The sequence below is a fragment of the Agromyces sp. GL_144 genome (genome assembly GCF_057834305.1).
On sequence record NZ_CM174399.1, the window covers coordinates 2547454 to 2570477 of the forward strand.

Consider the following 23024-nt stretch of genomic DNA (forward strand, 5'->3'; position numbering starts at 1 on the left):
CCCTTCTTGTGAGGAGTCCTGATCATGCCGACCTTCGATGCCCCGCTCGCGGACGCCGCTGAGGCGTCCGCGGCGTTGCGGGCCCTGGCCCACGCGACCCGGACGTTCGAGAGCCCCGCCGACACTTACCCGGTGATCGGAGAGCTGCTCGCCGGCGTCAGGTCACTGCGGCAAGTGCTCGACCAGCTCGCCGCCGCCCATATCAACGCCCGCGCCAGGGCGCACGACGACGCCGGGAACCAGGCCGCCGGCGCAACCTCGGCCCTCGCGGCTGCCGACGAGCTGCACCAGGCCGGCACCCTGCTGGACACCGTGGAATGGGGCCTGGACGCCGCCTCCCAGCACTCCGGCCGCATCGCCTGGCACCCCGCACCTGCCGTCGAGGAAGGCCCGGCGAGGCGGTGGGTCAGCGTCGTGTTCCTGGAAGGCTCCGAGGCCGACGAGGTGCTGGAGCTGATCGACCGCGACGGGACGGATGCAGCGATCGAGCACCTGGCCGAGCACGACTACGGGGCGGACACCACCCAGGCCGCGCTCGAGAACGGATACGTCTACGACGAGCCCCCGTCAGGTGTGCTCGACAAGCTGGCGACCAGAGACGTCTACACGCTCACCTACAACCCCTTCCTCGGGCACGTCTCGCTGCTGCGCCTGCACGACACCGTGCCCGACCCGGCACTCCTCCCCATCGACACCCCGGCCTCCGCACCCGCATCGGAGTCGAGGCGGGAAGCGGAACGCGCCGCGCACAAGTCCACGCGTGCAGTCGGCCCCGCTGTCAGCCGGGCGCGAGACGGGGCCGACTGGTTCACCCGCCGCCCCGGCGCCGCCTCCGCGCAGGGCCGGGGGCTGGCGCTGTGACCGGGCAGGACGACAGCCGCCTGCACACCGCTGTGCTCGTCGGGCCCGAAGGTGAACGGCGCCGGGAACGCAAGGCCCGCCGGCAGGCGGCGGCGAAGGTCGAGACCGATGCCCGCCGGCATCGCAAGGCAGAAGCGAGGGCGAAGTGGGAGGCGGAGCAGACTGAACGCCGCAACACGAGCTACCTGCCCGCCTCCGGCGAGGCGGGACCTGCGGCGTTGCGGACGCCGGGCCGGTTCCGGCTCCCCAAGCACCAAGACACCTCCGCGACGCTCGCCGGCCAGTACCCCTTCCTGGCCGAAGCCGGCCTCGGCAGCCAGGGCGTCTTCGTCGGCCAGGACCTCTACAGCGGCGGATCGTTCGTGTTCGACCCCTGGGTGCTCTATCAGCGAGGCCTCATCACGGCACCGAACGTCGTGCTCGCCGGGATCGTCGGCTCCGGCAAGTCATCCCTGGCGAAGTCGCTGTACACGCGCAGCCTGCCGTTCGGACGCAGGGTCTACGTCCCCGGCGACCCCAAGGGCGAACACACGGCTGTCGCGGAGGCGGTCGGCGGGCGGGCGATCATCCTCGGCCATGGCCTGCGCAACAGGCTCAACCCGCTCGATGAGGGCCACCGGCCGTCTGCGGTGTCGGATACGGAGTGGGCGATGCAGGTCGCCTCCCGCCGCCGCGACCTCATCGGCGCCCTCGCAGAGACCGTGCTGGACCGTCCGTTGTCGCCGTTGGAGCACACCGCCATCGACCTCGCTCTCCGAGACGCCGTCCGTAGCGCCGAGGTGCCGATCCTGCCGATGGTCGTCGACCGCATCCTCACCCCCAGTGCGGCGGACGATGAGGACGGGCGGCTCGCGGAAGACGGTCGTCTTGTCGGTCACGCGCTACGTCGGCTCGTCGCTGGAGACCTCCAAGGTCTGTTCGACGGCCCCTCCACGGTCAGGTTCGACCCGTCGCTGCCGATGGTGTCGCTCGACCTGTCGCGGGTCGCGGAGAACAGCACGCTGATCTCGGTGCTGATGACCTGCTCGTCCGCATGGATGGAGTCCGCTCTGTCCGACCCGGCGGGCGGGCAGCGATGGGTGATCTACGACGAGGCGTGGCGGCTCATGCAGTACCCGGCGCTGCTTCGCCGCATGGACGCCCAGTGGAGGCTGGCGCGGCACTTCGGGATCGCGAACATGCTGATCTTCCACAAGCTCTCCGACCTCGACAACGTCGGCGATGCCGGGACCGCGATGCGCGCCCTCGCCTCGTCATTGCTGGCAAATGCGGAGACCAGGATCGTGTACCGGCAGGAGCCGGACCAGCTCGGCTCCACCGCCCTCGCGCTCGGGCTCACCGGCACCGAGCAGAAGCTGCTCCCCGGCCTGGGGACCGGGCAGGGGCTCTGGCGGATCAAGGACCGCTCCTTCGTCGTCCAGCATCAGCTCCACCCCGCCGAGCTCGCCGCGTTCGACACCACCGGCCGCATGACGGGCGATTCCCACGAGTTCAGGAATCTCGACGTGCCTTCAGGAATCCCGAACGATCGGCAGGATCCCTGATGCCCCGGCCCCGCTACAAGCGATCCTGGGGCGAACCCGCATCCCGAAACGGGAGTGTCGAGCCCGTGCCGGTCGTGCTCCCGCTCGTCGCCATCGCCATCGCCGAGGACGGCCGCATGACCGTCACTGTCGACGGGGCGGCGTTCGAGCCGGAGCCGTTCGCGCCGCCGTGGCGGCGGGAGGACTTCGCCCGCGTCCTCGACCAGCTCACCGACCTGCGCCGCTCGCCGGTGCGGGTCGAGATGCGCGAAGCGGACGGAACCGTGTTCACCGACATCATCACTCCGAGCCGACGCCGCCGCACCGAACCCGATCCAGAGCTGGCATCGGAAGAACCGGCCCGCCGACCGGCGGCGGAACTCGTCGTGCTGCACGGGGAAGGGTTCGTGCCCGGGGAGGACGTCGCGATCGCCGTCGTCATCGCCCACGGCGATGCCGCCCTGGACGGCACCATGCGCGGCCTCGTCGAAGCCCGCCAGCTCGCCGGGAGCCCGACCCGCGAGGTCATCCTGCTCGGCCGCGTCTCCGGCACCCTCACGATCGGCCACCCCGAATGAGCACGCCCCGGCCTGCGGGAGCGCTCGGGGACGAGCTGAGCAGCCTCGGCATCGGCATCCTCATCGGTGCCGCGGTCCTCGCCGCCATCCTCCGCGGCGCCGGGTCCGTCGCCGCCTGGATCACCGGGACCGGCCAGCCCACCGGCGGGATCGAGGCGGGCCTGGGTGTGCTGCTGGACCCCGGTGACCCAGCGACCGCGCTCGGCGCACCGGGCCTGAGCGCCGTGGCGTACTGGATCACCGCCGGTCTGCTGGTCCTCGGCGCCGGAGTGGCCGGCTGGTGGGCATGGCGATTCTTCCGCGAGCACGGCCGCCAAGTGAAGACGGACCCGTACCGCATCGCCGGGATCGCCACCCGCAGCGAAGTCGCTAAGGCCGCGTCCGAGGCGGCGCTGCTGCGCCGGGCCGGTCACCTGCGGCCCTCGCTCCACCAGCCGCGGCCGAAGGATGTCGGCTACCGGATCGGCGCCTCACGGGGCACGAGCGTGTGGGCGTCCGTCGAGGACTCCATCCTGCTGATCGGCCCACCCCGATCCGGCAAGGGCGCCCACATCGTCATCAACGCCATCGTGGACGCCCCTGGCGCGGTCGTCACCACATCGACGCGGCCGGACAACCTGACCGCGACCCTTCGCGCCCGGCAGAAAATCGGCCCTTTCGCGGTGTTCGACCCCCAGCACCTCGCCGAAGGCCTACCCGCCGGGCTCAGGTGGTCACCCATCCGCGGGTGTGAGGACCCGCTGACGGCGATGATCCGGGCGACCGGCCTTGCCGCCGGTACCGGTCTCTCGGCCGGCGGGGTCGAGGGCGGCGGGTTCTGGGAGGGCAAGACGAGGACCGCGCTCCAAGCGCTACTCCATGCCGCCGCCCTCGATCACCGGCCGCCCTCGGAGCTGTTCCGGTGGACTCTCGACCCATCCGCCGCCGCGGACGCGGTGGCGATCCTCACCGCGAACCCGCGAGCCGCGACGGGGTGGGCGGACTCGTTGCAGGGGATGATCGATTCCGACCCCCGCACGCGCGACTCCATCTGGCAAGGCGTCTCCCTCGCCCTCGCCGCGCTGGCAGATCCGCGCGTGCTCGACGCCGTATCGCCGCGCGAGGACGAGGACTTCGACCCCGAAGCGTTCCTCCGCGACCGAGGAACCCTCTACCTGCTGGCCACCGGAGCCGGCGCCAACAACTCCGCTGCGTTGGTGGCGGCGTTCGTGGAAGACGTCGTGGAAGCTGCCCGCCGCCTGGCCGCCACCAGCCCAGGCGCCCGCCTCGACCCGCCACTGCTGCTCGCGCTCGATGAGGTCGGCAACCTCGCCCCGCTGCCGTCGCTGCCGACGCTCATGGCCGAGGGCGGAGGAACCGGGATCACGACGATGCCCGTCCTCCAAAGCCTCGCGCAGGCGCGGGAGAAGTGGTCGGACAACGCTGCCGGCGCGATCTGGGATGCCTCCATCGTCAAGATCGTCCTGGGCGGAGCGTCGAACTCCAAGGACCTGCACGACCTGACCACGCTCATCGGCGAGCGCGACGAGGTGACCGACTCCACCACGGTCGGAGACCACGGCTCCCGCTCCGCGCAGCGCTCCATCCGCCGTGTGCCGATCATGCCGCCCGACACGATCCGCACCCTCCCGTTCGGGACTGCGCTGGTGCTGTTGCGCTCCGCGCCGCCCATCCTCACCCGGATGCGGACCTGGACCGACCGGCCCGACGAGAAAGAGCTGCGCGCTGACCGGGCCGACATCGAGGCGACGTTGCAGCGCCGCTCGGAGGAGCCGCCGGGCGCACCTGCCTGACAGAGCGGCCCCGTCGTGGGGTCGCCGCCGATGTCAGAAAGCGGGGCAGTCCGATGGCTCTCCACACGCAGGAGTCCGTCTCGGGGTTCATCGCCTCCGATCCGCAGCTCACCTACACGGAGCGGGGCGATGCCCGGTTCTACGCCAAGATCGGGCAGGAGCACTATCGCAAGGAGCCGGACGGGTCGTTCACGCAGACCGAGACAACCTTCCATGACCTCGTGGCGTTCAAGAAGACCGCCGAGCGCGCTCACGACCGGCTCGCCAAGGGAGACAAGTTCGTCGCCGAGGGCTACAGCCGCGAGTACGACCGCGCCACGCCGGAAGGCGAGGTGGTCAAGGCCGAGGAGTTCGTGGCGAAGAAGCTCGGCCACGACCTCGCCCGCACGAGCTACGAGGTCGACCGCACCCGCCGCCAGCCCGCCACGACGCAGGAGCCTGTGGGACAGGCGGCCGGCGCAGCTCATCGAGAGAGCTCGGGCGCCGCCCCGGCGCTCGGGCTCTGACCGGCGGTGACCGCGATGAACGAGAACGACACCACCCCCGAGACCGACGAGCCGGACCTGGACGAGGAGTCCGAGGAGTTCGACGGGCCGCTGATCCCGGAGCCTCCGCACCCGATCAACTGGAACCTCCTGACCAGCGAGGAGGCCGAGGCCGAGTGGCTGGAGCTGAACCGCTGGGTCGACTGGCTGCGCCGCACCTACGGGCTGCCTGCTTCGGTGGTTCCGCCGTTCTGGTACCGCCACCCGGAGCTGTTGTGGGAGCTGAGCGCTCTGCACTTGCATTGGCTGTCCGCCTACGACCCGGAGCAGAACGGCTCCGCGCCGCTGGGCTGGCATCGCGACTTCGCCGACGCCCGCCAGCGGCTCCGCGACTGGGTCGCCGCTTCCGGAACCCGTCTCGACCGAGACCGCCCGACACGGCAGACCACCTGGCCCGGCGAGGACCCGGCAGGCCCGGTCGAGGACACGATCATCGCTCACCGGGATCAGGACTTCGTGCAGTTCGTCCTCGACGATGTCGCCGCGCGCCGCCAGGCCGAGGACGACTTCTATGCCGGGCTCGACCCGAACACTGGAGAAGTCGCATGAGCGATACCGGCGGCACGATCGTGGTCTCGCCTCTGATGGACAGTCGCGAGATCGCCGCCTATCTCAAGGTGTCCGAGTCGACCTTGTCGAGGTGGCGTTCCGCCGGTCAGGGGCCGCCGTTCCTGCGGCTGGGCGGGATCGCCCGGTACCGCATCGACGCGGTCGACGCCTGGCTGGCGGGGCTGGAGCACAGCCATGCCCCGGAAGGCTGAGCCGCTCCCGCACGCGCAGCCGAAGCCGGTGCCTCCGGTCGGCGTGAGGATCTCCACCGACCTGGAACGTCGCTCCTACGGCATCCGCGCCCGTGCCCGCTGGACGGACCCGATCAGCAAACGCCGCATCATCCGCTCCGAGATCGTCGCCGACGAGGCGGCAGCGCACGAGTTCTTCGACTCGCTGCGGCAGTCATCGGCCAAGGGCATGGACGTGTCCATGACGCTCACCGAGTTCGTCACCACGATCGGCGACCGATGGGCGCGCGGCCTCGACCCCACCTCCACCGGGGAGACCTACGGGTACGGGCTCAAGCTCCGGGTGCTACCTGCCCTCGGGCACCTGCCCGTCACGCAGATCACCGCCGGGATCATCGACCGCACCATCGATGCCTGGGAGAAACGGCATGGGGCGTCAACGATCAAGAACTCCATCGCCCCGCTCGTGCGGGTCCTCGACGAAGCAGTGCGCGACGGGCTCATCCCGATCAACCCGGCGAAAAACCGTGCCAAGCGCAGCCTGAACCGCAATGCCTTCCGTCTCCAGCCTGCGGAGGATGCTTCCCCGCGCGCCCATGCGATCCCCGACATGGGAACACTGACGAAGCTCGCTGAAGCCTGCGGGAAGGTCCACCAGTCGTACTCCGACTTCGTCATGCTCGCCGCCCTCCTCGCCGCGCGCTCCTCCGAGGTTTCGGGCCTTCAGGCCGGTGACGTCCGGTTCGACAAGAACATCGTGGTCATCGCGCGGCAGACCTACCCCGGCAAAGGCGGGCTCATCACGAAGCAGACCAAAGGCCGCAGAGAACGCCGCGTCCCGATCCTCGACCCGCTACGACCGGTTCTTGAGCGGCTCACGGAGGGGAAAGAGCCCGAGGATCGGCTGCTGGTCGGCCCGAAGGGCGGCGCTCTCACGACCGCGACCGTGCGGGACGCGACGAACTGGGACCAGATCGTCAGCGACCTCGGCCTGCCCGACCTCACCCGACACGGCCTCCGGCACACCGGCGCGACCTGGATGGCAGACGCCGGCATCCCGCTCCACGTCCTCCAGGACATCCTCGGCCACGCCTCCGTCGAGACCACCCGCGGATACCTGCACCCCGACGACCGCCACCTCGCATCTGCCGCGGAGCAGGCCAACGCTTTCCTTGCCCGATCCGCCAAGGCCAGCAGACCGAGCCGGCGCGAGGCCTCGAGGTCACTGTGACGGGGAGCCGGGAGCCACGATCGGAGGCTCTGGTCCCCTTTTGGTCCCCTTATCCACAGGCAACGACCTCCAGAGAGCCAGATACGGTCTCCGACGTCTGTGAGCCGGCAACGATGCGGTGGCGAGGGGACCAGAGGGGGACCAACAAAAACCCGTCGCCAGACATGACGAAGCCCCGATGAAAATGGCTTCTCATCGGGGCTTTTCTGTCGGGATGACAGGATTTGAACCTGCGACCCCCTGACCCCCAGTCAGGTGCGCTACCAAGCTGCGCCACATCCCGTGGCATCGATTTTCAGTTATTCGGGCCGACCAGAGCGGGGTAAACCCCTTGACCCCCAGTCAGGTGCGCTACCAAGCTGCGCCACAGCCCGATGCTCCCGAACTCGTCGGAGGCAACTTGACCATCATAGCGGCATCCGAGGGGGTGCTCGAACACGTGGCGGTGCCGCACGGCACCGAATGCGCGGAGAAGCACGCGAGAAGCACGCGAGACGCACGGCACCCGAACATAACCGATTCATAGACATCTCCCCTAGGCTCGTCGGAGTCGCCTTCGACGGCGGCGTGCCCGCCAGTCGGCAACCGTCCCTGCCCCCTCTCCGAAGGAATCTCGTGTCGAACAACGCCACCGCCCCCAAGCCGTCCACGCTGAACCTGCCCGCCATCCTGCTCTGGGTCGTCGCGGTCGTCGTGACCGCCGTCGGCGCCATCCTCCTGATCCTCGGCAACAAGGCGCAGGTCGACTTCTACACCGAGCAGGGCTCCGATTACGCGGCGTACCTCAACAACGTCTCGCAGTCGACCATCGGCGGCCTCCTGCTCGCGGCCGGCGTCGTGGGCATCATCATCGCCCTCGCGACGCACGCGCGCACCCGCGCCGCCGCGATCCAGGCGCAGACCGCCGCGGCCGAGTTCGAGGCCGTGTTCGGCGACCTCGACGACGACGACTTCGAGGAGCTCGACCTCGTCATCGACGAGGCCGACGTCGAGATCCCCGTCGACGCCCCCGCGCCCGCCGCTGCCGCAGAGGCACCCGCACCCGCCGCACCCGAGGCGCCCGCCGCACCCGAAGCGCCCGCCGCACCCGAAGCGCCGAGCACCCCCGAGGCACCCAAGAACTGACGCGCTCGCGCACCACGCGGCCGAAGGGCGGTGATCTCCTGATCACCGCCCTTCGGCGCGACCGCCGGCGGTCACGACCACGAGCCGGTACCGAGGTACCGGAGTACCGGGCACTCTGAGAGCAACACTCCCCCCAGCCCGACGTCGACCGCCGTGCAGGGCTCGCGAGAGAGCCATCCCACGAACCCGAGCGGATGTCGCACCCGCGCACTATCGTGTCGGCATGCCCTCCCAGGTCATCGCCGACACCAATCCACCCGAACTGCGCGTCGTCCCGGCGCAGCAGGTGCCGTTCGCCGACGTCGAGGCCGTGTTCGGCACGAAGGGTGATGCGGCGCACTGCTGGTGCCAGTGGTACAAGCTGCCGCGCAGCGAGTGGACCATGAGCGACGCCGAGCTCGCGCACCTCCTCGAGCAGCAGATCTCCGAAGACGAGTTCGGGCCCGGCCTCATCGCCTACGACGGCGAGACGCCGGTCGGCTGGTGCGCGGTCGAGCCGCGATCGGCGCTGCCGGGCCTGCCGCGCAAGCGCATCGTGGCCGAGGGCTCCCCCGACCAGGACTTCGCCGACCCGAGCATCTGGGCGGTCACCTGCTTCGTCGTGCCGCGCGCGCATCGCAAGCGCGGCGTCGGCGGCGTGCTCGCCGAGGCGGCCGTCGCCTACGCGCGCGAACACGGTGCCAGGGTCGTCGAGGCCTACGGCGTCGATCCGACGGCGCTGGCCAAGGTGCCGGCGGCCGACCTCTTCCCCGGCACCGTGGGCATGTACGAGCGCGCGGGCTTCCACGAGGTGGCACGGCCGACGCCGAGCCGCGCCGTCATGCAGATCCGATTCGACGACGCAGGCTGACGCGCCCGGCACACGCCGCGCACGCGGCATCCGTCGCCCGATGCCCGGAACGACGCGGGAACGAACGCGGAAACGAACGACGGCGGGACCGGATGCCGAAGCACCCGGTCCTGCTGTTCGACCGAGAACGGCGCTAGCGCTGGCGCTTCTCGCGCACGCGCATGTTGATGACGATCGGCGAACCGACGAAGCCGTAGATCTCGCGCAGGCGCCGCTGGATGAACCGGCGGTAACCCGGGTCGAGGAACCCGGTCGTGAAGAGCACGAATGTCGGCGGGCGGCTCGCGGCCTGCGTGCCGAACAGGACTCGGGGCTGCTTGCCGCCGCGCACGGGGTGCGGCGTCTCCTGCGTGAGCTCGGTGAGGAAGGCGTTGAACTTGCCCGTCGCGATGCGGGTGTCCCACGACTCGAGGGCGGTCTCGAGAGCGGGCACGAGCTTCTCGAGGTGGCGGCCGGTGCGCGCCGAGATGTTCACGCGCGGTGCCCAGGCCACGTGGTGCAGGTCCTCCTCGATCTCGCGCTCGAGGTAGCGGCGCCGCTCGTCGTCGAGCAGGTCCCACTTGTTGTAGGCGAGCACGAGCGCGCGGCCGGACTCGAGCACGAGGTCGATGATGCGCACGTCCTGCTCGGAGATCGGCTGCGAGACGTCGAGGAGCACGACGGCGACCTCGGCCTTCTCGAGCGCGGCCTGGGTGCGCAGCGACGCGTAGAAGTCGGCGCCCTGTTGCAGGTGCACGCGACGCCGGATGCCGGCGGTGTCGACGAAGCGCCAGATCTTGCCGCCGAGTTCGATCTGCTCGTCGACGGGGTCGCGGGTCGTGCCGGCGAGTTCGTTCACGACGACGCGCTCTTCGCCCGCGGCCTTGTTCAGCAGCGAACTCTTGCCGACGTTCGGGCGGCCGAGGATCGCGACACGACGCGGCCCGCCGAACTCGTCCTTCGCGACGGCGGAGACCTGCGGCAGCACCTTGAAGACGGCCTCGAGCATGTCGGCGACACCGCGCCCGTGCAGCGCCGAGACGGGGTGCGGCTCTCCGAGTCCGAGATTCCAGAGCGCGGCGGCCTCGGATTCCTGACGCGCGTCGTCGACCTTGTTGGCGACGAGGAACACGGGCTTCTTCGTCTTGCGGAGCAGGCGCACGACGTGCTCGTCGGTCGAGGTCGCGCCGACCGTGGCGTCGACGACGAAGAGTACGACGTCGCAGAGGTCGATCGCGACCTCGGCCTGCGCGGCCACGGATGCGTCGATGCCCTTCGCGTCGGGCTCCCAACCGCCGGTGTCGACGAGGGTGAAGCGGCGGTCGAGCCACTCGCCCTTGTACGCGACGCGGTCGCGCGTGACGCCGGGGGTGTCTTCGACGACGGCCTCGCGGCGACCGAGGATGCGGTTCACGAGTGCCGACTTGCCGACGTTCGGGCGGCCGACGATCGCGACCACGGGCAGAGCCGGGAGGTAGCGGATGCCCGCTTCGCCCTCTTCGGAGTGCTCGAGCACGTCGAGGTCGTCGTCGTCGAGGTCGTAGGCCGAGAGCCCCGATCGCAGCGCCGCGGCACGCTGATCGGCCAGCTCGTCGTCGACGTCGGCGAGGCGGTCGGCGAGCCCTTCATCGACGACGGAATCGTCGTCGTACTCGTCGCGCTGGTCGGTCATGGGTGTCTCCTCAAGTCTTCGGGCGCGTCTGATCGAGATGCGCCCCGCTCTATTCAATCAGTGACCGGCTGAATGTTCGGCGATGACGGCGATCACGGCATCGACCGTCTGGTCGAAATCGAGCTCGGTGGAGTCGACCGTGGTCACGCCCTCGGCGGCCGACATGAACTCGACGACCTTCGAATCGGCCTCGTCGCGCTGCCGCAACGCGTCGCCGACGTTGGCCGCCGACGACCCCGCGAGCTCGGCCGAGCGGCGCGCCGCGCGCACCTCGGGCGAGGCCGTCAGCAGGATTCGAACGGGGGCGTCGGGAGCGACGACGGTCGTGATGTCCCGGCCCTCGACGACGATGCCGGGCCGTGCCTCAGACGCCATGCTGCTGCGGAACAGCTCGATGAGGTGCGTACGAACCTCTGGCACGCGGGCGACGCGGCTCACGACCGCCGAGATCTCGGGGTCGCGGATCGCGGTCGTCACGTCGACGTCGCCCACGTGCACGGCGTATCCGGCGGGGTCGGTGCCGATGCGGTAGTCGAAGCTCGCGAGCGTGGCGACGACGGATGCCGCGTGTTCGGTGTCGATTCCGGATGCCTCGACGTGCCAGGCGAGGGCCCGGTACGCCGCGCCGGTGTCGAGGAACCCGTACCCGAGTCGCCGTGCGACCGCCTTGGACACGCTCGACTTGCCGCTGCCGGCGGGGCCGTCGATCGCGACGACGACGGGGATGTCGGGGGAAGACACGTTCAACCTGCAATCCGCCAGCCGCGCGCGGCCAGCTCGTCGGTGAGGCGCTCCTGCACCTCGGGGAGCACGAAGATCTCAGCGAGACCCACCTGGGCGCCCGGCGAGTGCTCGAGGCGCAGGTCCTCGAGGTTGACGCCGGCGTCGCCGACGTCGTTGAAGAGCCGCGCGAGCTGGCCGGGGCGGTCGTCGACCATCACGATGAGGCTCGCGTAGCGACGGTCGACGCCGTGCTTGCCCGGCAGCCGTTCGACGCCCGTGTTGCCGCCGAAGAGCTCCTCGGCGATGCGGCGGCGAGCGCCTGGTGCCTCGAGGTCGCCGAGCGCGTCGATGAAGCGGTCGAGGTCGTCGCGGTACCCACGGAGGATCTCGATGACGGGCGCGGCGTTCTGCCCGAGGATCTGCACCCACAGCTCGGGGTCGCTCGCGGCGACGCGCGTGACGTCGCGGATGCCCTGCCCGGCCAGGTTGACCGACGCGTGCGGGGCGTCGATGAGCCGACGCGCCATGAGGCTCGACACGACCTGCGGCACATGCGAGACGAGCGCGACGGCGCGGTCGTGCTGCTCGGGGGTGAGCTCGACGAGCGTCGCCCCGAGGTCGAGGATGAGATCGTCGATGACGGAGGCCTCGCGGTACGTGATGCCGTCGTGCCCGGCCACGACCCACGGGCGTCCGACGAAGAGGTCGGCCCGGCCCGACATGGGTCCGCCCACCTCGCGCCCGGCCAACGGGTGCGAGCCGAGGTAGCGCGAGACGTCGGCGCCGCGCGCCACGAGGTCGTCGAAGATGGCCGACTTCACGCTCGCGACATCCGTCACGATCGCGTTCGGGAACGCCGCGAGTTCGGATGCCACGACGTCGGCGGTCACGTCGGGCGGAACGCACACGACCACGAGCTGCGGCTCGTCGCCGGGAGCGGCCGGGCGCCCGGCGCCGTAGTCGGCGGCGATCGCGAGGTGGGTCGGCGACGCGTCGGCGAGGATCACCTCGACGCCCTTGGCACGCAGCCCGAGCCCGATGCTCGCGCCGAGCAGGCCCACGCCCACGACGCGCACGGGCCCGACGAGGCGGGATTCGCTCACGACTCCCCCTCTGCGGCCGCCTCGCCGTCGCCACTGGCCCGGCGCGCGGCATCCGCATCCCTCGAGATGGTCAGCAGCAGCCCGCGCTCGCTGTCGGTGAGTTCGCGCATGACCCCGACCCGGAGGGTGCCGAGATGCAACGGCCCGAAGCTGCGGCGAACGAGGTCGACGACCGGATGCCCCACCTCGGCCAGCATGCGACGCACGATGCGGTTGCGACCCGAGTGCAGCGTGAGCTCGACGATCGAGTGGCGGTCGTCGCCCTGGTGCTGGCGAACCTTCGCACGATCGACCTTGATGGGGCCGTCGTCGAGCTCGATGCCCTGCTTGAGCCGCTGGATGGTCTGCGGCGTGACCCGACCCTTCACCTTGGCGATGTAGGTCTTCTCGACGCCGAACGAGGGGTGCGCGAGCACATGCGCCAGGTCGCCGTCGTTCGTGAGCAGCAGCAGTCCGCTCGTCTCGCCGTCGAGACGGCCCACGTTGTAGATGCGCTCCTCGATCTCGTCGGTGAACTGCCGCAGGTCTGCGCGTCCCTGCTCGTCGCGCATCGACGAGACGACGCCGCGCGGCTTGTTCAGCATGTAGTAGCGCTTGTCGGGGTCGAGCTGGATCGCGACGCCGTCGACGGCGACGAGGTCGGCCTCGGGGTCGACGCGGCGGCCGAGCTCGGTCACGACCTCGCCGTTGACCTCGATGCGCCCCTCGACGATGTACTGCTCGACGACGCGGCGGCTCGCCACACCCGCGGCGGCGAGCACCTTCTGCAGACGCACGCCCTCGGCGGGGGCGGCCCAGTCGTCGGTGGTGCGGCCGCCGTCGCCGGCCTCGCCTGCGTCGGTGCCGTTCGTGTCAGTCACGGTCGAATCCTTCCTGGCCGTCGTCGAGCAACGGGGAGATGTGGGGCAGCTCGTCGAGCGAGTTGATGCCGAGGTTGGTGAGCAGCAGCTCGGTGGTGCCGTAGAGGATCGCGCCCGTCTCGGCGTCGGTGTCGACCTCGGTGACGAGTCCGCGGCCGAGCAGCGTGCGCACGACCGAGTCGACGTTCACCGCACGGATCGACGCGATCTGCGATCGGGAGATCGGTTGCTTGTAGGCGATCACCGAGAGCGTCTCCAGTGCCGCCTGCGAAAGTCTCGTCGACGTCTGCGCGATCACGAAATCCGAGACGAGCTGGTCGTACTCGGTTCGCACGTAGAACCGCCAGCCGCCGCCGACCTCGCGCAGTTCGAAGGCGCGGCGGATGCCTCGTGCCGCATGCTCGTCCTCGGCGACATCGGTGCGCGGCTCCCCCGAGCCCCCCGTGCCGTCGTAGTCGGCCCGCAGGCGTGCGATCGCGGCACGGATCTCGGCGACCGGACGCTGCACGGCCGCGGCGAGGTGCACGACGCTCTGCGGCTCGTCGGCGATGAACAGGATCGCCTCGAGCGCGCGGTCGAGGTCGAGGTGCGGTTGGCCCGGCACGTCGAGCGGGGTGACGATCGAGAGCTCGGGGCCGTCGTCAGCCGGTCGAGTAGGGCGCTCAGCGCCCGTATCGAGACCAGCACCCCGCTCGTCGACCGCGTTCGTCGCGACATCCGTCTCGTCGATCTCACTCGTCATAGTCGGCCCCCAGGGTCTCGAGGTTGGCGTCGGACCACGTCTCGGCGGCCCAGTGCAGGGTCAGTTCGCCGAGCGGCTCGATCTGGTCGAAGCCGATCGCGGCGTGTCGGTAGAGCTCGAGCACGGCGAGGAATCGGGCGACCACGACGCCGGGCCGGGTGACCCCGGCGATGAGTTCGCGGAAGCTGACCGGTTCACCGCGGCGCAGCACCGAGACGACGTGCGCGGCCTGCTCGCGGATCGAGACGAGCGGCGCGTGCAGGTGCGTGAGCCCGACGACCGGGATCTCGCGCGGCGTGAGCGCGAGCGTGGCGAGGGCGGCGAAGTCCTCGGCGCTCAGGGTCCAGCGCAACTCGGGGGCGCGCTGGCGGAACTTCTCCTCGAGCCGCACCGTGCGCGCGTGCCGCGAGCCCTCGGCGTCGAGCCGGCCCTGGAACCAGCGGGCCGCCTCCTTGAACGCCCGGTACTGCAGCAGGCGCGCGAAGAGCAGGTCGCGGGCCTCGAGGAGGGCCACGTCTTCAGCGTCGACGAGCTCGCCCTGCGGCAGGAGCCCCGCGACCTTGAGGTCGAGCAACGTCGCCGCCACCACGAGGAACTCCGACGCGCGGTCGAGCTCCTCAGCCGAGTCGACGCCGCGCAGGTAGGAGATGAACTCGTCGGTCACGGCCGAGAGCGACACCTCGGTGATGTCGAGCTCGTGCTTCGCGATGAGCGAGAGCAGCAGGTCGAACGGGCCCTCGAAGTTCGTCAGCGCGACGCGGAACCCGGCACCTTGAACGTCGGATGCCTCGTGCCGGTCGCCCTCGGATGCGTCGGCCGAGCCCGTCGCCCCGACCGCGGGCTCGTCGATTCGTCCGGCCCCGCCGCCGGGCGCGTGCCCCCCCGAGACCGGAACGGCCTCAGGCGACCGCGCCACGGAAGACCAGCTCCCTCGCGAGCTGACGGTACGACTTGGACGCCTGGTGCTCTGGTGCGAACTCGGTGATGGGCGTCGCCGCGACCGTCGCGTCGGGGAACTTCACCGTGCGCGTGATGACCGTCTCGAGCACGTCGTCGCCGAAGGCGTCGACCACGCGCTCGAGCACCTCGCGCGAGTGCAGCGTGCGCGAGTCGTACATGGTCGCGAGGATGCCGTCGAGCGTGATCGCCGGGTTCAACCGGTCGCGCACCTTGTCGATGGTCTCGATGAGCAGCGCGACGCCGCGCAGGGCGAAGTACTCGCATTCGAGCGGGATGACGACACCGTGCGCCGCGGTGAGCGCGTTGACCGTGAGCAGGCCCAGCGAGGGCTGGCAGTCGATGAGGATCACGTCGTAGTCGGCGGAGACCTTGCGCAGCACGCCGGCGAGGATCTGCTCGCGCGCGACCTCGTTGACCAGGTTGATCTCGGCGGCCGAGAGGTCGATGTTGCCCGGGATCACGTCGAGGCCGTCGACGCTCGTGTGCTGGATCGCGTCTTTCGGCTCGATCGTGCGCGAGAGCAGCAGGTCGTAGATCGTGGGCACGTCGTGCGTCTGCACGCCGAGCCCAGCCGAGAGCGCGCCCTGCGGGTCGAAGTCGACGGCGAGCACGCGTCGGCCGTACTCGGCGAGGGTGGCCCCGAGGTTGATGGTCGTCGTCGTCTTGCCGACGCCGCCCTTCTGGTTGCACAGGGCGATGATTCGGGCGGGCCCGTGCGAACGCAGCGGCTTCGGCTCGGGGAATTCGCGGTGCGGGCGACCGGTCGGACCGAGCTCCTGCGCAGGCGAAGCGATTCCGTCCGCAGCGTCGCGCGTCTGGTTGGTCACGTGTGGTCTCTCTCCTGCCGCCTGCCGGCCGCTCGTCGTGCGAGTTGCTTGGTCGATTCTAGCGAGCGCGCGGGTGGGCCGACGTGTACATCTCCCGGAGTGTGTCAGCCGTGACGAGTGTGTAGATCTGCGTGGTCGCGACCGAGGCGTGGCCGAGCAGTTCCTGCACGACGCGCACGTCGGCTCCGCCCTCGAGCAGGTGCGTCGCGAACGAGTGCCGCAGGGTGTGCGGTGAGACGTGCCCGCTGAGCCCGGCCCGTTCGGCGGCGTCGCGGATGACCTCCCACGCGGCCTGGCGCGACATCCGCCGGCCACGCACCCCGAGGAACAGCGCCGGCGTCGCCGCGCCCCGCACCGAGAGCATCGGCCGGCCGCGCACGAGGTACGCGTCGAGCGCGGCTCGCGCATAGGAGCCGAGCGGCACGATGCGCTGCTTGCCGCCCTTGCCGAACAACCGCACCACGTCGCCGTCGACGAGGTCGTCGACGTTCAGGCCGATCGCCTCCGACACACGGGCGCCCGTCGCGTAGAGCACCTCGAGCAGGGCGGTGTCGCGCAGCTCGACGACCTCTTCGCCCCCGGCCGCGGCGAGGAGCGCCTCGACGTCTTCGACGGAGATCGCCTTCGGCAGCCGCATCGGCAGCTTCGGCGGGCGCAGTTCACGCGAGACATCCGCCTCGATGACCCCCTCGTCGGCGAGGAAGCGGTGCAGGCCCCGCACGGTCGAGATGACGCGCGCGATCGACGAGGCCGCCAGCGGAGGCACGCGTTCGGTCCCGAGGAAGCGGATGAAGCGCGAGAGGTCCTGCTCGCCGACGGCCGCCGGCCCGTCGAGGCCCTCGGCAGCGAGCCAGGCCGCGTAGATCTCGAGATCGCGCCGGTACGACGCGACCGTGTTGCGCGCGAGCCCCCGCTCGACCGCGAGGTGCCTGAGGTAGGTCTCGACGTCGCTCGGCCCCGGCACGGCGACCCCGCTCAGTCTCGCGCCGTCGGCACCCGGTCGGATGTCGCGGCGTGCCCGCGCGCGATGCGCGGGGTCGAACGCCCCGGCCACGCGGCATGCGCTTCGCCGAGGCTCTGCCAGCCGCGCGAGCGGGACACCTGCGCGGCGAGGATCGCGATGACCAGCGACGGGTTCTGCACCCGCCGCGCGAGCACGGCGTCGACGCAGTCGTCGAGTGGAACCCAGCGCATCTCGATATGCGCCTCTTCGTCTTCACGGGCGAACACCTCGTCGGTGGCGGTGAGGCCACGGGCGAGGTAGATGCGCAGCGCCTCGTCGCTGCCGCCCGGCGAGGTGAAGAAGTCGGAGAGCACCGACCACTCGGATGCCGCGAGGTCGCCCTCCTCGGCGAGCTCGCGCTTGGCCGCCTCGAGCGGGTCTTCACCCGCGATGTCGAGCAGGCCCGCCGGGATCTCCCACCCGCGCGTGCGCACCGGATGCCGGTACTGGCGGATCAGGAACGCACGGTCGTCGTCGTCGAGCGCGAGCACGGCGACGGCGCCGGGGTGGTCCATGTAGTCGCGCACGATGGGGCCGCTGCCGAGGTCGAACGTGTCACGACGGATGTCCCAGACCCGACCCTCGAACTCGAGCTCGCTCGCCGAGACGGGCACGGAGACCCGTTCGTCGGCGAGCGGCTCGACCTCGATCGGTTCGTCTGCGATCGACTCAGGCATTCGCGTCGTCGAAGAGCAGGCTCGACCGCTGCCGGTCGAGCGACGCGGCGACGAGTCCGCGGAACAGGGGGTGCGCGTGGTTCGGGCGGCTGCGCAGCTCGGGGTGCGCCTGCGTCGCGACGTAGTACGGGTGCACCTCGCGCGGCAACTCGACGAACTCGACGAGGTGGCGGTCGGGCGACGTGCCCGAGAAGACGAGCCCGGCCTCCGCGATGCGGTCGCGGTAGGCGTTGTTCACCTCGTAGCGGTGGCGGTGGCGCTCGGAGACGAGCGTCGAGCCGTACACCTCTGCCGCGATCGAGCCCTCGGCGAGGGCCGCCGGATAGAGCCCGAGGCGCATGGTGCCGCCGAGGTCGCCGCCGGCGATGATCTCGACCTGCTCCTCCATGGTCGCGATGACCGGGAACTCGGTGTCGGGGTCGAACTCGCTCGATGACGCCCCCTCGAGTCCGACCACGTTGCGCGAGTACTCGATGACCATGCACTGCAGGCCGAGGCAGAGGCCGAGCGTCGGGATGCCGTTCTCGCGCGCGTAGCGCAGCGCCCCGAGCTTGCCCTCGATGCCGCGCACGCCGAAGCCGCCGGGCACGCAGATGCCGTCGAGCCCCGAGAGGTGCTTGTGCGCGCCCTCGGGCGTCTGGCACTCGTCGGACGGGATCCACTCGATCTTGACCTTGGCGTCGTTGGCGAACCCGCCGGCACGCAGCGCCTCGGTGACCGAGAGGTACGCGTCGGGCAGGTCGATGTACTTGCCGACCAGTCCGATCGTGACCTCGTGCTTGGGATCGTGCACGACCTCGAGCAGGCTGCTCCAGCCCGACCAGTCGACGTCGTCGGCCTTGCGGTCGAGACCCAGGGAATCGATGATGTAGGCGTCGAGCCCCTGGTCGTGCAGCATCGTCGGGATGTCGTAGATCGAAGGCACGTCGACGGCGTTCACGACCGCGGCCTCGTCGACGTCGCACATGAGGGCGATCTTGCGCTTGTTGGACTCGGTGACCGGCCGGTCGCTGCGCAGCACGAGCGCGTCGGGCTGGATGCCGATCGAGCGCAGGGCCGCGACCGAGTGCTGCGTGGGCTTCGTCTTCTGCTCGCCCGAGGCACCCATGTACGGCACGAGGGAGACGTGCACGAAGAAGACGTTCTTGCGTCCGAGCTCGTGCCGCACCTGGCGCGCCGACTCGATGAACGGCTGCGACTCGATGTCGCCGACCGTGCCGCCGATCTCGGTGATGATCACGTCGGGCTTGGGCGACTCGGTCGCCTGCAGGCGCATGCGACGCTTGATCTCGTCGGTGATGTGCGGGATGACCTGCACCGTGTCGCCGAGGTACTCGCCGCGCCGTTCCTTTGCGATGACCGTCGAGTAGATCTGGCCGGTCGTGACGTTCGCGGCCTGGCTGAGGTCGATGTCGAGGAATCGCTCGTAGTGGCCGATGTCGAGGTCGGTCTCTGCGCCGTCGTCGGTCACGAAGACCTCGCCGTGCTGGAACGGGTTCATCGTTCCGGGATCCACGTTCAGGTAGGGGTCGAGCTTCTGCATCACGACACGGAGACCGCGCGAGGTGAGAAGGTTGCCGAGACTGGCTGCTGTGAGCCCCTTGCCCAACGAAGAAACGACACCACCGGTCACGAAGATGTGCTTGGTCGTGTCGTCTGAGTTCTGTGCGCCTGACTGCGCTGTTCCGCGTTCTTCCACCACGGGCTTATAGTCTAAGCCACGTTTGCTGTGACTGGGCTCGACCTGCTGCACACGCTCCCCCTTCATCGTGCGCACGGCGAATGCGCCGTGCGGTGTTCCACTCGCTGATCAGCCGGTTCTCGCCCGTTCGGACGCGAGTTCGAGCAGTTCTCTCGCGTGGGCGATGCCGCTCTCGGACTCGGCGAGTCCTGAGAGCAGGCGCGCCATCTCGGCCTCGCGTTCGGCGCCCTCGAGTCGACGCACGCTCGACTCGGTCACCCTGCCGTCGGTGCCCTTGATGACGCTCAGGTGGTTCGTCGCGAAGGCCGCGACCTGGGCGAGGTGGGTCACGACGATGACCTGCGAGCGTTCGGCCAGTCGTGCCAGTCGTCGACCGATCTCGATGGCTGCGGCGCCGCCGACGCCCGCATCGACCTCGTCGAAGACGAACGTGGGCACGGGATCGGTGCCGGCGATGACGACCTCGATCGCGAGCATGACGCGCGAGAGCTCGCCGCCCGACGCCCCCTTCGAGACCGACCGCGGCTCGGCGCCCGGATGCGGCTGCAGCAGGATCGAGACCTGATCGCGCCCGTGCACGGCCGGCTCGTGGTCGGGGTCGACCACGACGGACAGTCGCGCATCCGGCATCGCCAGGGCGGCGAGCTCGACGGTCACGGCGGCCGCGAGACGACCCGCCGCCTCGGTGCGCAGGTCGGTCACGGCACTCGCCAGCCGGTCGACGTCGGCCGCACTGGCCTCGACCGAGGCCGCGAGCTGCTCGATGCGCTCGTCGTCGCCGTCGAGCTCGACGAGCCGCAGCCCGCCGGTGCGGCGGAACTCGAGCACCTCGTCGAGCGTGGTTCCGTGTCGGCGGATGAGCGAGGTCAACTGCGCGCGGCGCTCCTGCACGATCTCGAGTTCGCGCGCGCCGTCGGCGTCGAGCCCGGCGATGTAGCCGGCGAGTTCGGCCGCCGCGTCAGCCAGCAGGAAGCCCGCGTTCTGCAGCACCTCGGCGATCGGGGCGAGCCCGGAGTCGTGTTCGAGCACGCGCTCGAGCTGCCGTTTGGCCCCGTCGACGAGGGCGACCGCGTCGGGTGCGTCGTCGACGACCTCGTCGGCCGAGATGAGCGCGTGCGCCTGCGCCGCGGCGAGCCGGAGCTCTTCGAGGTTCGACAGCCGGTCGGAACGTTCGCCGAGCTCGACGTCTTCGCCCGGCTGCGGGTCGACGGCCTCGACCTCGTCGAGCGCCTCGCGCAGTTCGGCCGCCTCGCGCAGTCGTGCGTCGTGCGCGGTCGTGAGCCCGTCGAGCTCGGCCGCGTCGGCGTGCCACTTCGCGTAGGCGGCGCGGTACTCGGCGAGCACGGTCTGAAGGCCGGCGCCGGCGAAGCGGTCGAGTGCCTCGCGCTGGGCCACGGCGGACCGGAGCCGCTGCTGGTCGGCCTGCCCGTGCACGACGACGAGTTCGTCGCCGAGTTCGGTGAGCACGCCGATGGGCGCGCTGCGGCCGCCGACGACGGCCCGGCTGCGCCCTTCGGAGGACACCGAGCGACCGAGCAGCAGTTCGCCCGACTCGATCTCGCCGCCGGTCTCGGCGACGCGTTCGGCGACGACGCCGTCGTCGGGCACGAACCAGCGCCCCTCGACCCACGCCTGCTTCGCGCCGGACCGCACGGCGCCGGCATCGGCCCTGGCGCCGAGCAGGAGCCCGAGCGCCGTGACGACCATGGTCTTGCCCGCGCCGGTCTCGCCGGTCACGGCGGTGAAGCCCGGCCCGAGCGGCAGCGTCGCCTCGGCGATCACGCCGAGGTCGCGGATTCCGAGTTCGTCAATCACGACCCACCGGCCCTCGCCACCCGCTGACGGGCAACTGGAACTTGTTCACGAGCCGATCGGTGAACGGCGCCTCGTGCAGCCTCGCGAGGCGCACCGGCACCGGCGAGCGGCGCACGACGACGCGCGCACCGGCCGGAAGATCGAACGTGCGCCGCCCGTCGCACCAGATGACCGCCGAGGTCTCGGTGCGCTGCAGGACCTCGACGGCGAGCGACGAGTCGGCGGCGACCACGAGCGGCCTGGCGAACAGGGCGTGCGCGCTGAGCGGCACGAGCAGCAGCGCCTCGAGTCCGGGCCACACGACGGGACCGCCGGCGGAGAACGCGTACGCGGTCGAGCCCGTCGGAGTCGACATGACGACCCCGTCGCACCCGAACGACGAGAGCGGCCGGCGATCGACCTCGATGACGACCTCGATCATGCGCTCGCGCTCGGCCTTCTCGACCGTGACCTCGTTCAGCGCCCAGCTCTCGTACACGATCTGCTCGCCGAGCTTCGCGCGCACCGACAGCGTCATGCGCTCTTCGACGACGTAGTCGCGCGCCAGCGCCCGCTGCACGGTGTAGCCGAGGTCGTCGCGCTCGCTCTCGGCGAGGAATCCGACGTGGCCGAGGTTCACGCCGAGCAGTGCGACGGGATGGTCGCGCACGAGCTCTGCGGCTCGGAGGATCGTGCCGTCGCCGCCGAGCACGATGACCAGTTCGATGAGCTCGGGATCGGTCTCCTCGAGCCTTCGCACCGCGCCGTTCAGCTCGGGCACGAACTCGTGCACGTCGTTCCACTGTTCGTCGGCGATGACGGGAACGGCGCCGGCCGCGATGAGCTGGGCGCAGACCTCGCCGGTCGCTTCGAGTGCCGTGGGTCGACCGGTGTGCGAGACCACCAGGAAGTGCCGTGCTTCGTTCACTCGGCGACGCCTCCCGTCATCTGCTCGACCCGACGCATCCATTCTGTCGGATTCGTTCCCCGCCCGGCGGCGAGATGCACGAGGTACTCGTGATTTCCGCGCGTTCCGGCGATTGGGGAGGACATGACGCCGCAGGTGCCGACGCCGAGGTCGTGAGCCGCCCAGAGCACGTTCGCGACCGCCTCCGAACGGAGCGGGGCCGAGTGCACGATGCCCTCGCGGACTCCGGAGCGACCGACCTCGAACTGCGGCTTCACGAGCAGCACGAAGTCGGCGCCGTCTTCGGCCGTGGCGACCAGCGCGGGCAGCACCGTGGTGAGCGAGATGAACGAGAGGTCGGCCGTCACGAGCGACGGCGGTTCGGCGGTGCCGGTGAGCGAGGCCAACGTCGCACGGTCGAGTGACCGGACGTTGCACCCCTCGACGAGCACGAGACCGGGCGCGCCGAAGAGCTCGGCGGCGAGCTGCCCGTGCCCGACGTCGACCGCGAGCACGGTGCGCGCACCGCGTTCGAGCAGCACCTGGCTGAACCCGCCCGTCGAGGCGCCCGCGTCGAGCGCCACCCGGCCGGAAGGGTCGACGCCGAACCCGTCGAGCGCGGCGATCAGCTTGTGCGCCGCCCTCGAGACGTAGTGGTCGGATGCCGCGACCGTGAGCTCACGGCTCTCGTCGACCTTGAGCGACGGCTTGACCGCCGGCCGCCCGTCGACGCTCACGAGGCCCGCGGCGATGAGGGTCGCGGCGTGCGTTCGAGAGCGGGCGAGCCCGCGCTCCGCGAGCACGGCGTCCAGACGCTGATCGGGCATCG

Annotated in this window: 23 protein-coding genes and 2 tRNA genes; 10 read left to right on the plus strand and 15 right to left on the minus strand. The window is 70.6% G+C overall.

Annotated elements, in window-relative coordinates; all coding sequences use genetic code 11:
• Positions 1 to 24 precede the first annotated feature (24 nt).
• From AC3IPY_RS11660 to AC3IPY_RS11695, 8 genes are read left to right on the plus strand one after another with little or no spacing between them, the layout of a single operon-like run.
• Positions 25 to 861: a hypothetical protein gene (locus AC3IPY_RS11660; protein ID WP_489184453.1), complete on the plus strand. Its 837-nt coding sequence runs from the start codon at positions 25 to 27 to the stop codon at positions 859 to 861.
• Positions 858 to 2405: an ATP-binding protein gene (locus AC3IPY_RS11665; protein ID WP_489184454.1), complete on the plus strand. Its 1548-nt coding sequence runs from the start codon at positions 858 to 860 to the stop codon at positions 2403 to 2405. Before AC3IPY_RS11660 ends, AC3IPY_RS11665 begins: the two co-directional genes overlap by 4 nt.
• Complete coding sequence (locus tag AC3IPY_RS11670; RefSeq protein ID WP_489184455.1) at positions 2405 to 2962, plus strand: hypothetical protein; 558 nt, start codon at positions 2405 to 2407, stop codon at positions 2960 to 2962. Before AC3IPY_RS11665 ends, AC3IPY_RS11670 begins: the two co-directional genes overlap by 1 nt.
• Complete coding sequence (locus AC3IPY_RS11675) at positions 2959 to 4755, plus strand: type IV secretory system conjugative DNA transfer family protein (protein WP_489184456.1); 1797 nt, start codon at positions 2959 to 2961, stop codon at positions 4753 to 4755. Before AC3IPY_RS11670 ends, AC3IPY_RS11675 begins: the two co-directional genes overlap by 4 nt.
• A gap of 53 nt (positions 4756 to 4808) precedes the next feature.
• Positions 4809 to 5261: a single-stranded DNA-binding protein gene (locus AC3IPY_RS11680; protein WP_489184457.1), complete on the plus strand. Its 453-nt coding sequence runs from the start codon at positions 4809 to 4811 to the stop codon at positions 5259 to 5261.
• Positions 5262 to 5276: 15 nt separating this feature from the next.
• On the plus strand, positions 5277 to 5849 hold the full coding sequence (locus AC3IPY_RS11685) for a hypothetical protein (protein WP_489184458.1): 573 nt from the start codon (positions 5277 to 5279) through the stop codon (positions 5847 to 5849).
• Positions 5846 to 6061: a helix-turn-helix transcriptional regulator gene (locus AC3IPY_RS11690; protein ID WP_024357612.1), complete on the plus strand. Its 216-nt coding sequence runs from the start codon at positions 5846 to 5848 to the stop codon at positions 6059 to 6061. The genes AC3IPY_RS11685 and AC3IPY_RS11690 overlap by 4 nt, the downstream gene beginning before the upstream one ends.
• A gap of 43 nt (positions 6062 to 6104) precedes the next feature.
• The gene (locus AC3IPY_RS11695) at positions 6105 to 7271 is read left to right on the plus strand and encodes a tyrosine-type recombinase/integrase (RefSeq protein WP_489184459.1); all 1167 of its coding nucleotides are present in this window, start codon (positions 6105 to 6107) and stop codon (positions 7269 to 7271) included.
• A gap of 209 nt (positions 7272 to 7480) precedes the next feature.
• Here AC3IPY_RS11695 and AC3IPY_RS11700 read toward each other — a convergent pair.
• Both AC3IPY_RS11700 and AC3IPY_RS11705 read right to left on the minus strand, forming a co-directional pair.
• Positions 7481 to 7554 (minus strand) — tRNA-Pro (locus tag AC3IPY_RS11700).
• Positions 7555 to 7574: 20 nt separating this feature from the next.
• Positions 7575 to 7645: transfer RNA gene (locus AC3IPY_RS11705), tRNA-Pro, on the minus strand.
• Positions 7646 to 7886: 241 nt separating this feature from the next.
• Here AC3IPY_RS11705 and AC3IPY_RS11710 point away from each other — a divergent pair.
• Entirely contained in the window at positions 7887 to 8396 is a 510-nt protein-coding gene (locus AC3IPY_RS11710) for a hypothetical protein (protein WP_489184460.1), read from the plus strand.
• Between the two features lie 223 nt (positions 8397 to 8619).
• Positions 8620 to 9246 (plus strand): GNAT family N-acetyltransferase, encoded by a 627-nt coding sequence (locus AC3IPY_RS11715; RefSeq protein WP_489184461.1) that lies wholly within the window; start codon positions 8620 to 8622, stop codon positions 9244 to 9246.
• Between the two features lie 133 nt (positions 9247 to 9379).
• Here AC3IPY_RS11715 and der read toward each other — a convergent pair whose 3' ends face one another.
• The 13 genes from der to AC3IPY_RS11780 form a co-directional block, all read right to left on the minus strand.
• Positions 9380 to 10897 (minus strand): ribosome biogenesis GTPase Der, encoded by a 1518-nt coding sequence (der, locus tag AC3IPY_RS11720; protein ID WP_489184462.1) that lies wholly within the window; start codon positions 10895 to 10897, stop codon positions 9380 to 9382.
• Between the two features lie 57 nt (positions 10898 to 10954).
• Positions 10955 to 11644, minus strand: coding sequence for a (d)CMP kinase (cmk, locus tag AC3IPY_RS11725; protein ID WP_489184463.1), 690 nt, complete (start codon positions 11642 to 11644; stop codon positions 10955 to 10957).
• Complete coding sequence (locus tag AC3IPY_RS11730; RefSeq protein WP_489184464.1) at positions 11641 to 12723, minus strand: prephenate dehydrogenase; 1083 nt, start codon at positions 12721 to 12723, stop codon at positions 11641 to 11643. The genes cmk and AC3IPY_RS11730 overlap by 4 nt, the downstream gene beginning before the upstream one ends.
• Positions 12720 to 13499 (minus strand): pseudouridine synthase, encoded by a 780-nt coding sequence (locus AC3IPY_RS11735; protein ID WP_489188312.1) that lies wholly within the window; start codon positions 13497 to 13499, stop codon positions 12720 to 12722. Before AC3IPY_RS11735 ends, AC3IPY_RS11730 begins: the two co-directional genes overlap by 4 nt.
• A 76-nt stretch (positions 13500 to 13575) precedes the next feature.
• Positions 13576 to 14325: an SMC-Scp complex subunit ScpB gene (gene scpB, locus AC3IPY_RS11740; RefSeq protein WP_489184465.1), complete on the minus strand. Its 750-nt coding sequence runs from the start codon at positions 14323 to 14325 to the stop codon at positions 13576 to 13578.
• Positions 14315 to 15076 (minus strand): segregation and condensation protein A, encoded by a 762-nt coding sequence (locus tag AC3IPY_RS11745; RefSeq protein WP_489188313.1) that lies wholly within the window; start codon positions 15074 to 15076, stop codon positions 14315 to 14317. Before AC3IPY_RS11745 ends, scpB begins: the two co-directional genes overlap by 11 nt.
• 148 nt (positions 15077 to 15224) lie before the next feature.
• Entirely contained in the window at positions 15225 to 16112 is an 888-nt protein-coding gene (locus tag AC3IPY_RS11750) for a ParA family protein (protein WP_489184466.1), read from the minus strand.
• Positions 16113 to 16170: 58 nt separating this feature from the next.
• A complete protein-coding gene (xerD, locus tag AC3IPY_RS11755; protein WP_489184467.1) occupies positions 16171 to 17076 on the minus strand; it encodes a site-specific tyrosine recombinase XerD in 906 nt (301 codons plus the stop codon).
• 11 nt (positions 17077 to 17087) lie between these two features.
• Complete coding sequence (locus AC3IPY_RS11760; RefSeq protein ID WP_489184468.1) at positions 17088 to 17792, minus strand: NUDIX domain-containing protein; 705 nt, start codon at positions 17790 to 17792, stop codon at positions 17088 to 17090.
• The gene (pyrG, locus tag AC3IPY_RS11765; protein WP_489184469.1) at positions 17785 to 19401 is read right to left on the minus strand and encodes a CTP synthase; all 1617 of its coding nucleotides are present in this window, start codon (positions 19399 to 19401) and stop codon (positions 17785 to 17787) included. Before pyrG ends, AC3IPY_RS11760 begins: the two co-directional genes overlap by 8 nt.
• A 201-nt stretch (positions 19402 to 19602) precedes the next feature.
• The gene (gene recN / locus AC3IPY_RS11770) at positions 19603 to 21309 is read right to left on the minus strand and encodes a DNA repair protein RecN (RefSeq protein WP_489184470.1); all 1707 of its coding nucleotides are present in this window, start codon (positions 21307 to 21309) and stop codon (positions 19603 to 19605) included.
• Positions 21302 to 22216: an NAD kinase gene (locus AC3IPY_RS11775; protein WP_489184471.1), complete on the minus strand. Its 915-nt coding sequence runs from the start codon at positions 22214 to 22216 to the stop codon at positions 21302 to 21304. The genes recN and AC3IPY_RS11775 overlap by 8 nt, the downstream gene beginning before the upstream one ends.
• Entirely contained in the window at positions 22213 to 23022 is an 810-nt protein-coding gene (locus tag AC3IPY_RS11780) for a TlyA family RNA methyltransferase (RefSeq protein ID WP_489184472.1), read from the minus strand. The genes AC3IPY_RS11775 and AC3IPY_RS11780 overlap by 4 nt, the downstream gene beginning before the upstream one ends.
• Positions 23023 to 23024 lie beyond the last annotated feature (2 nt).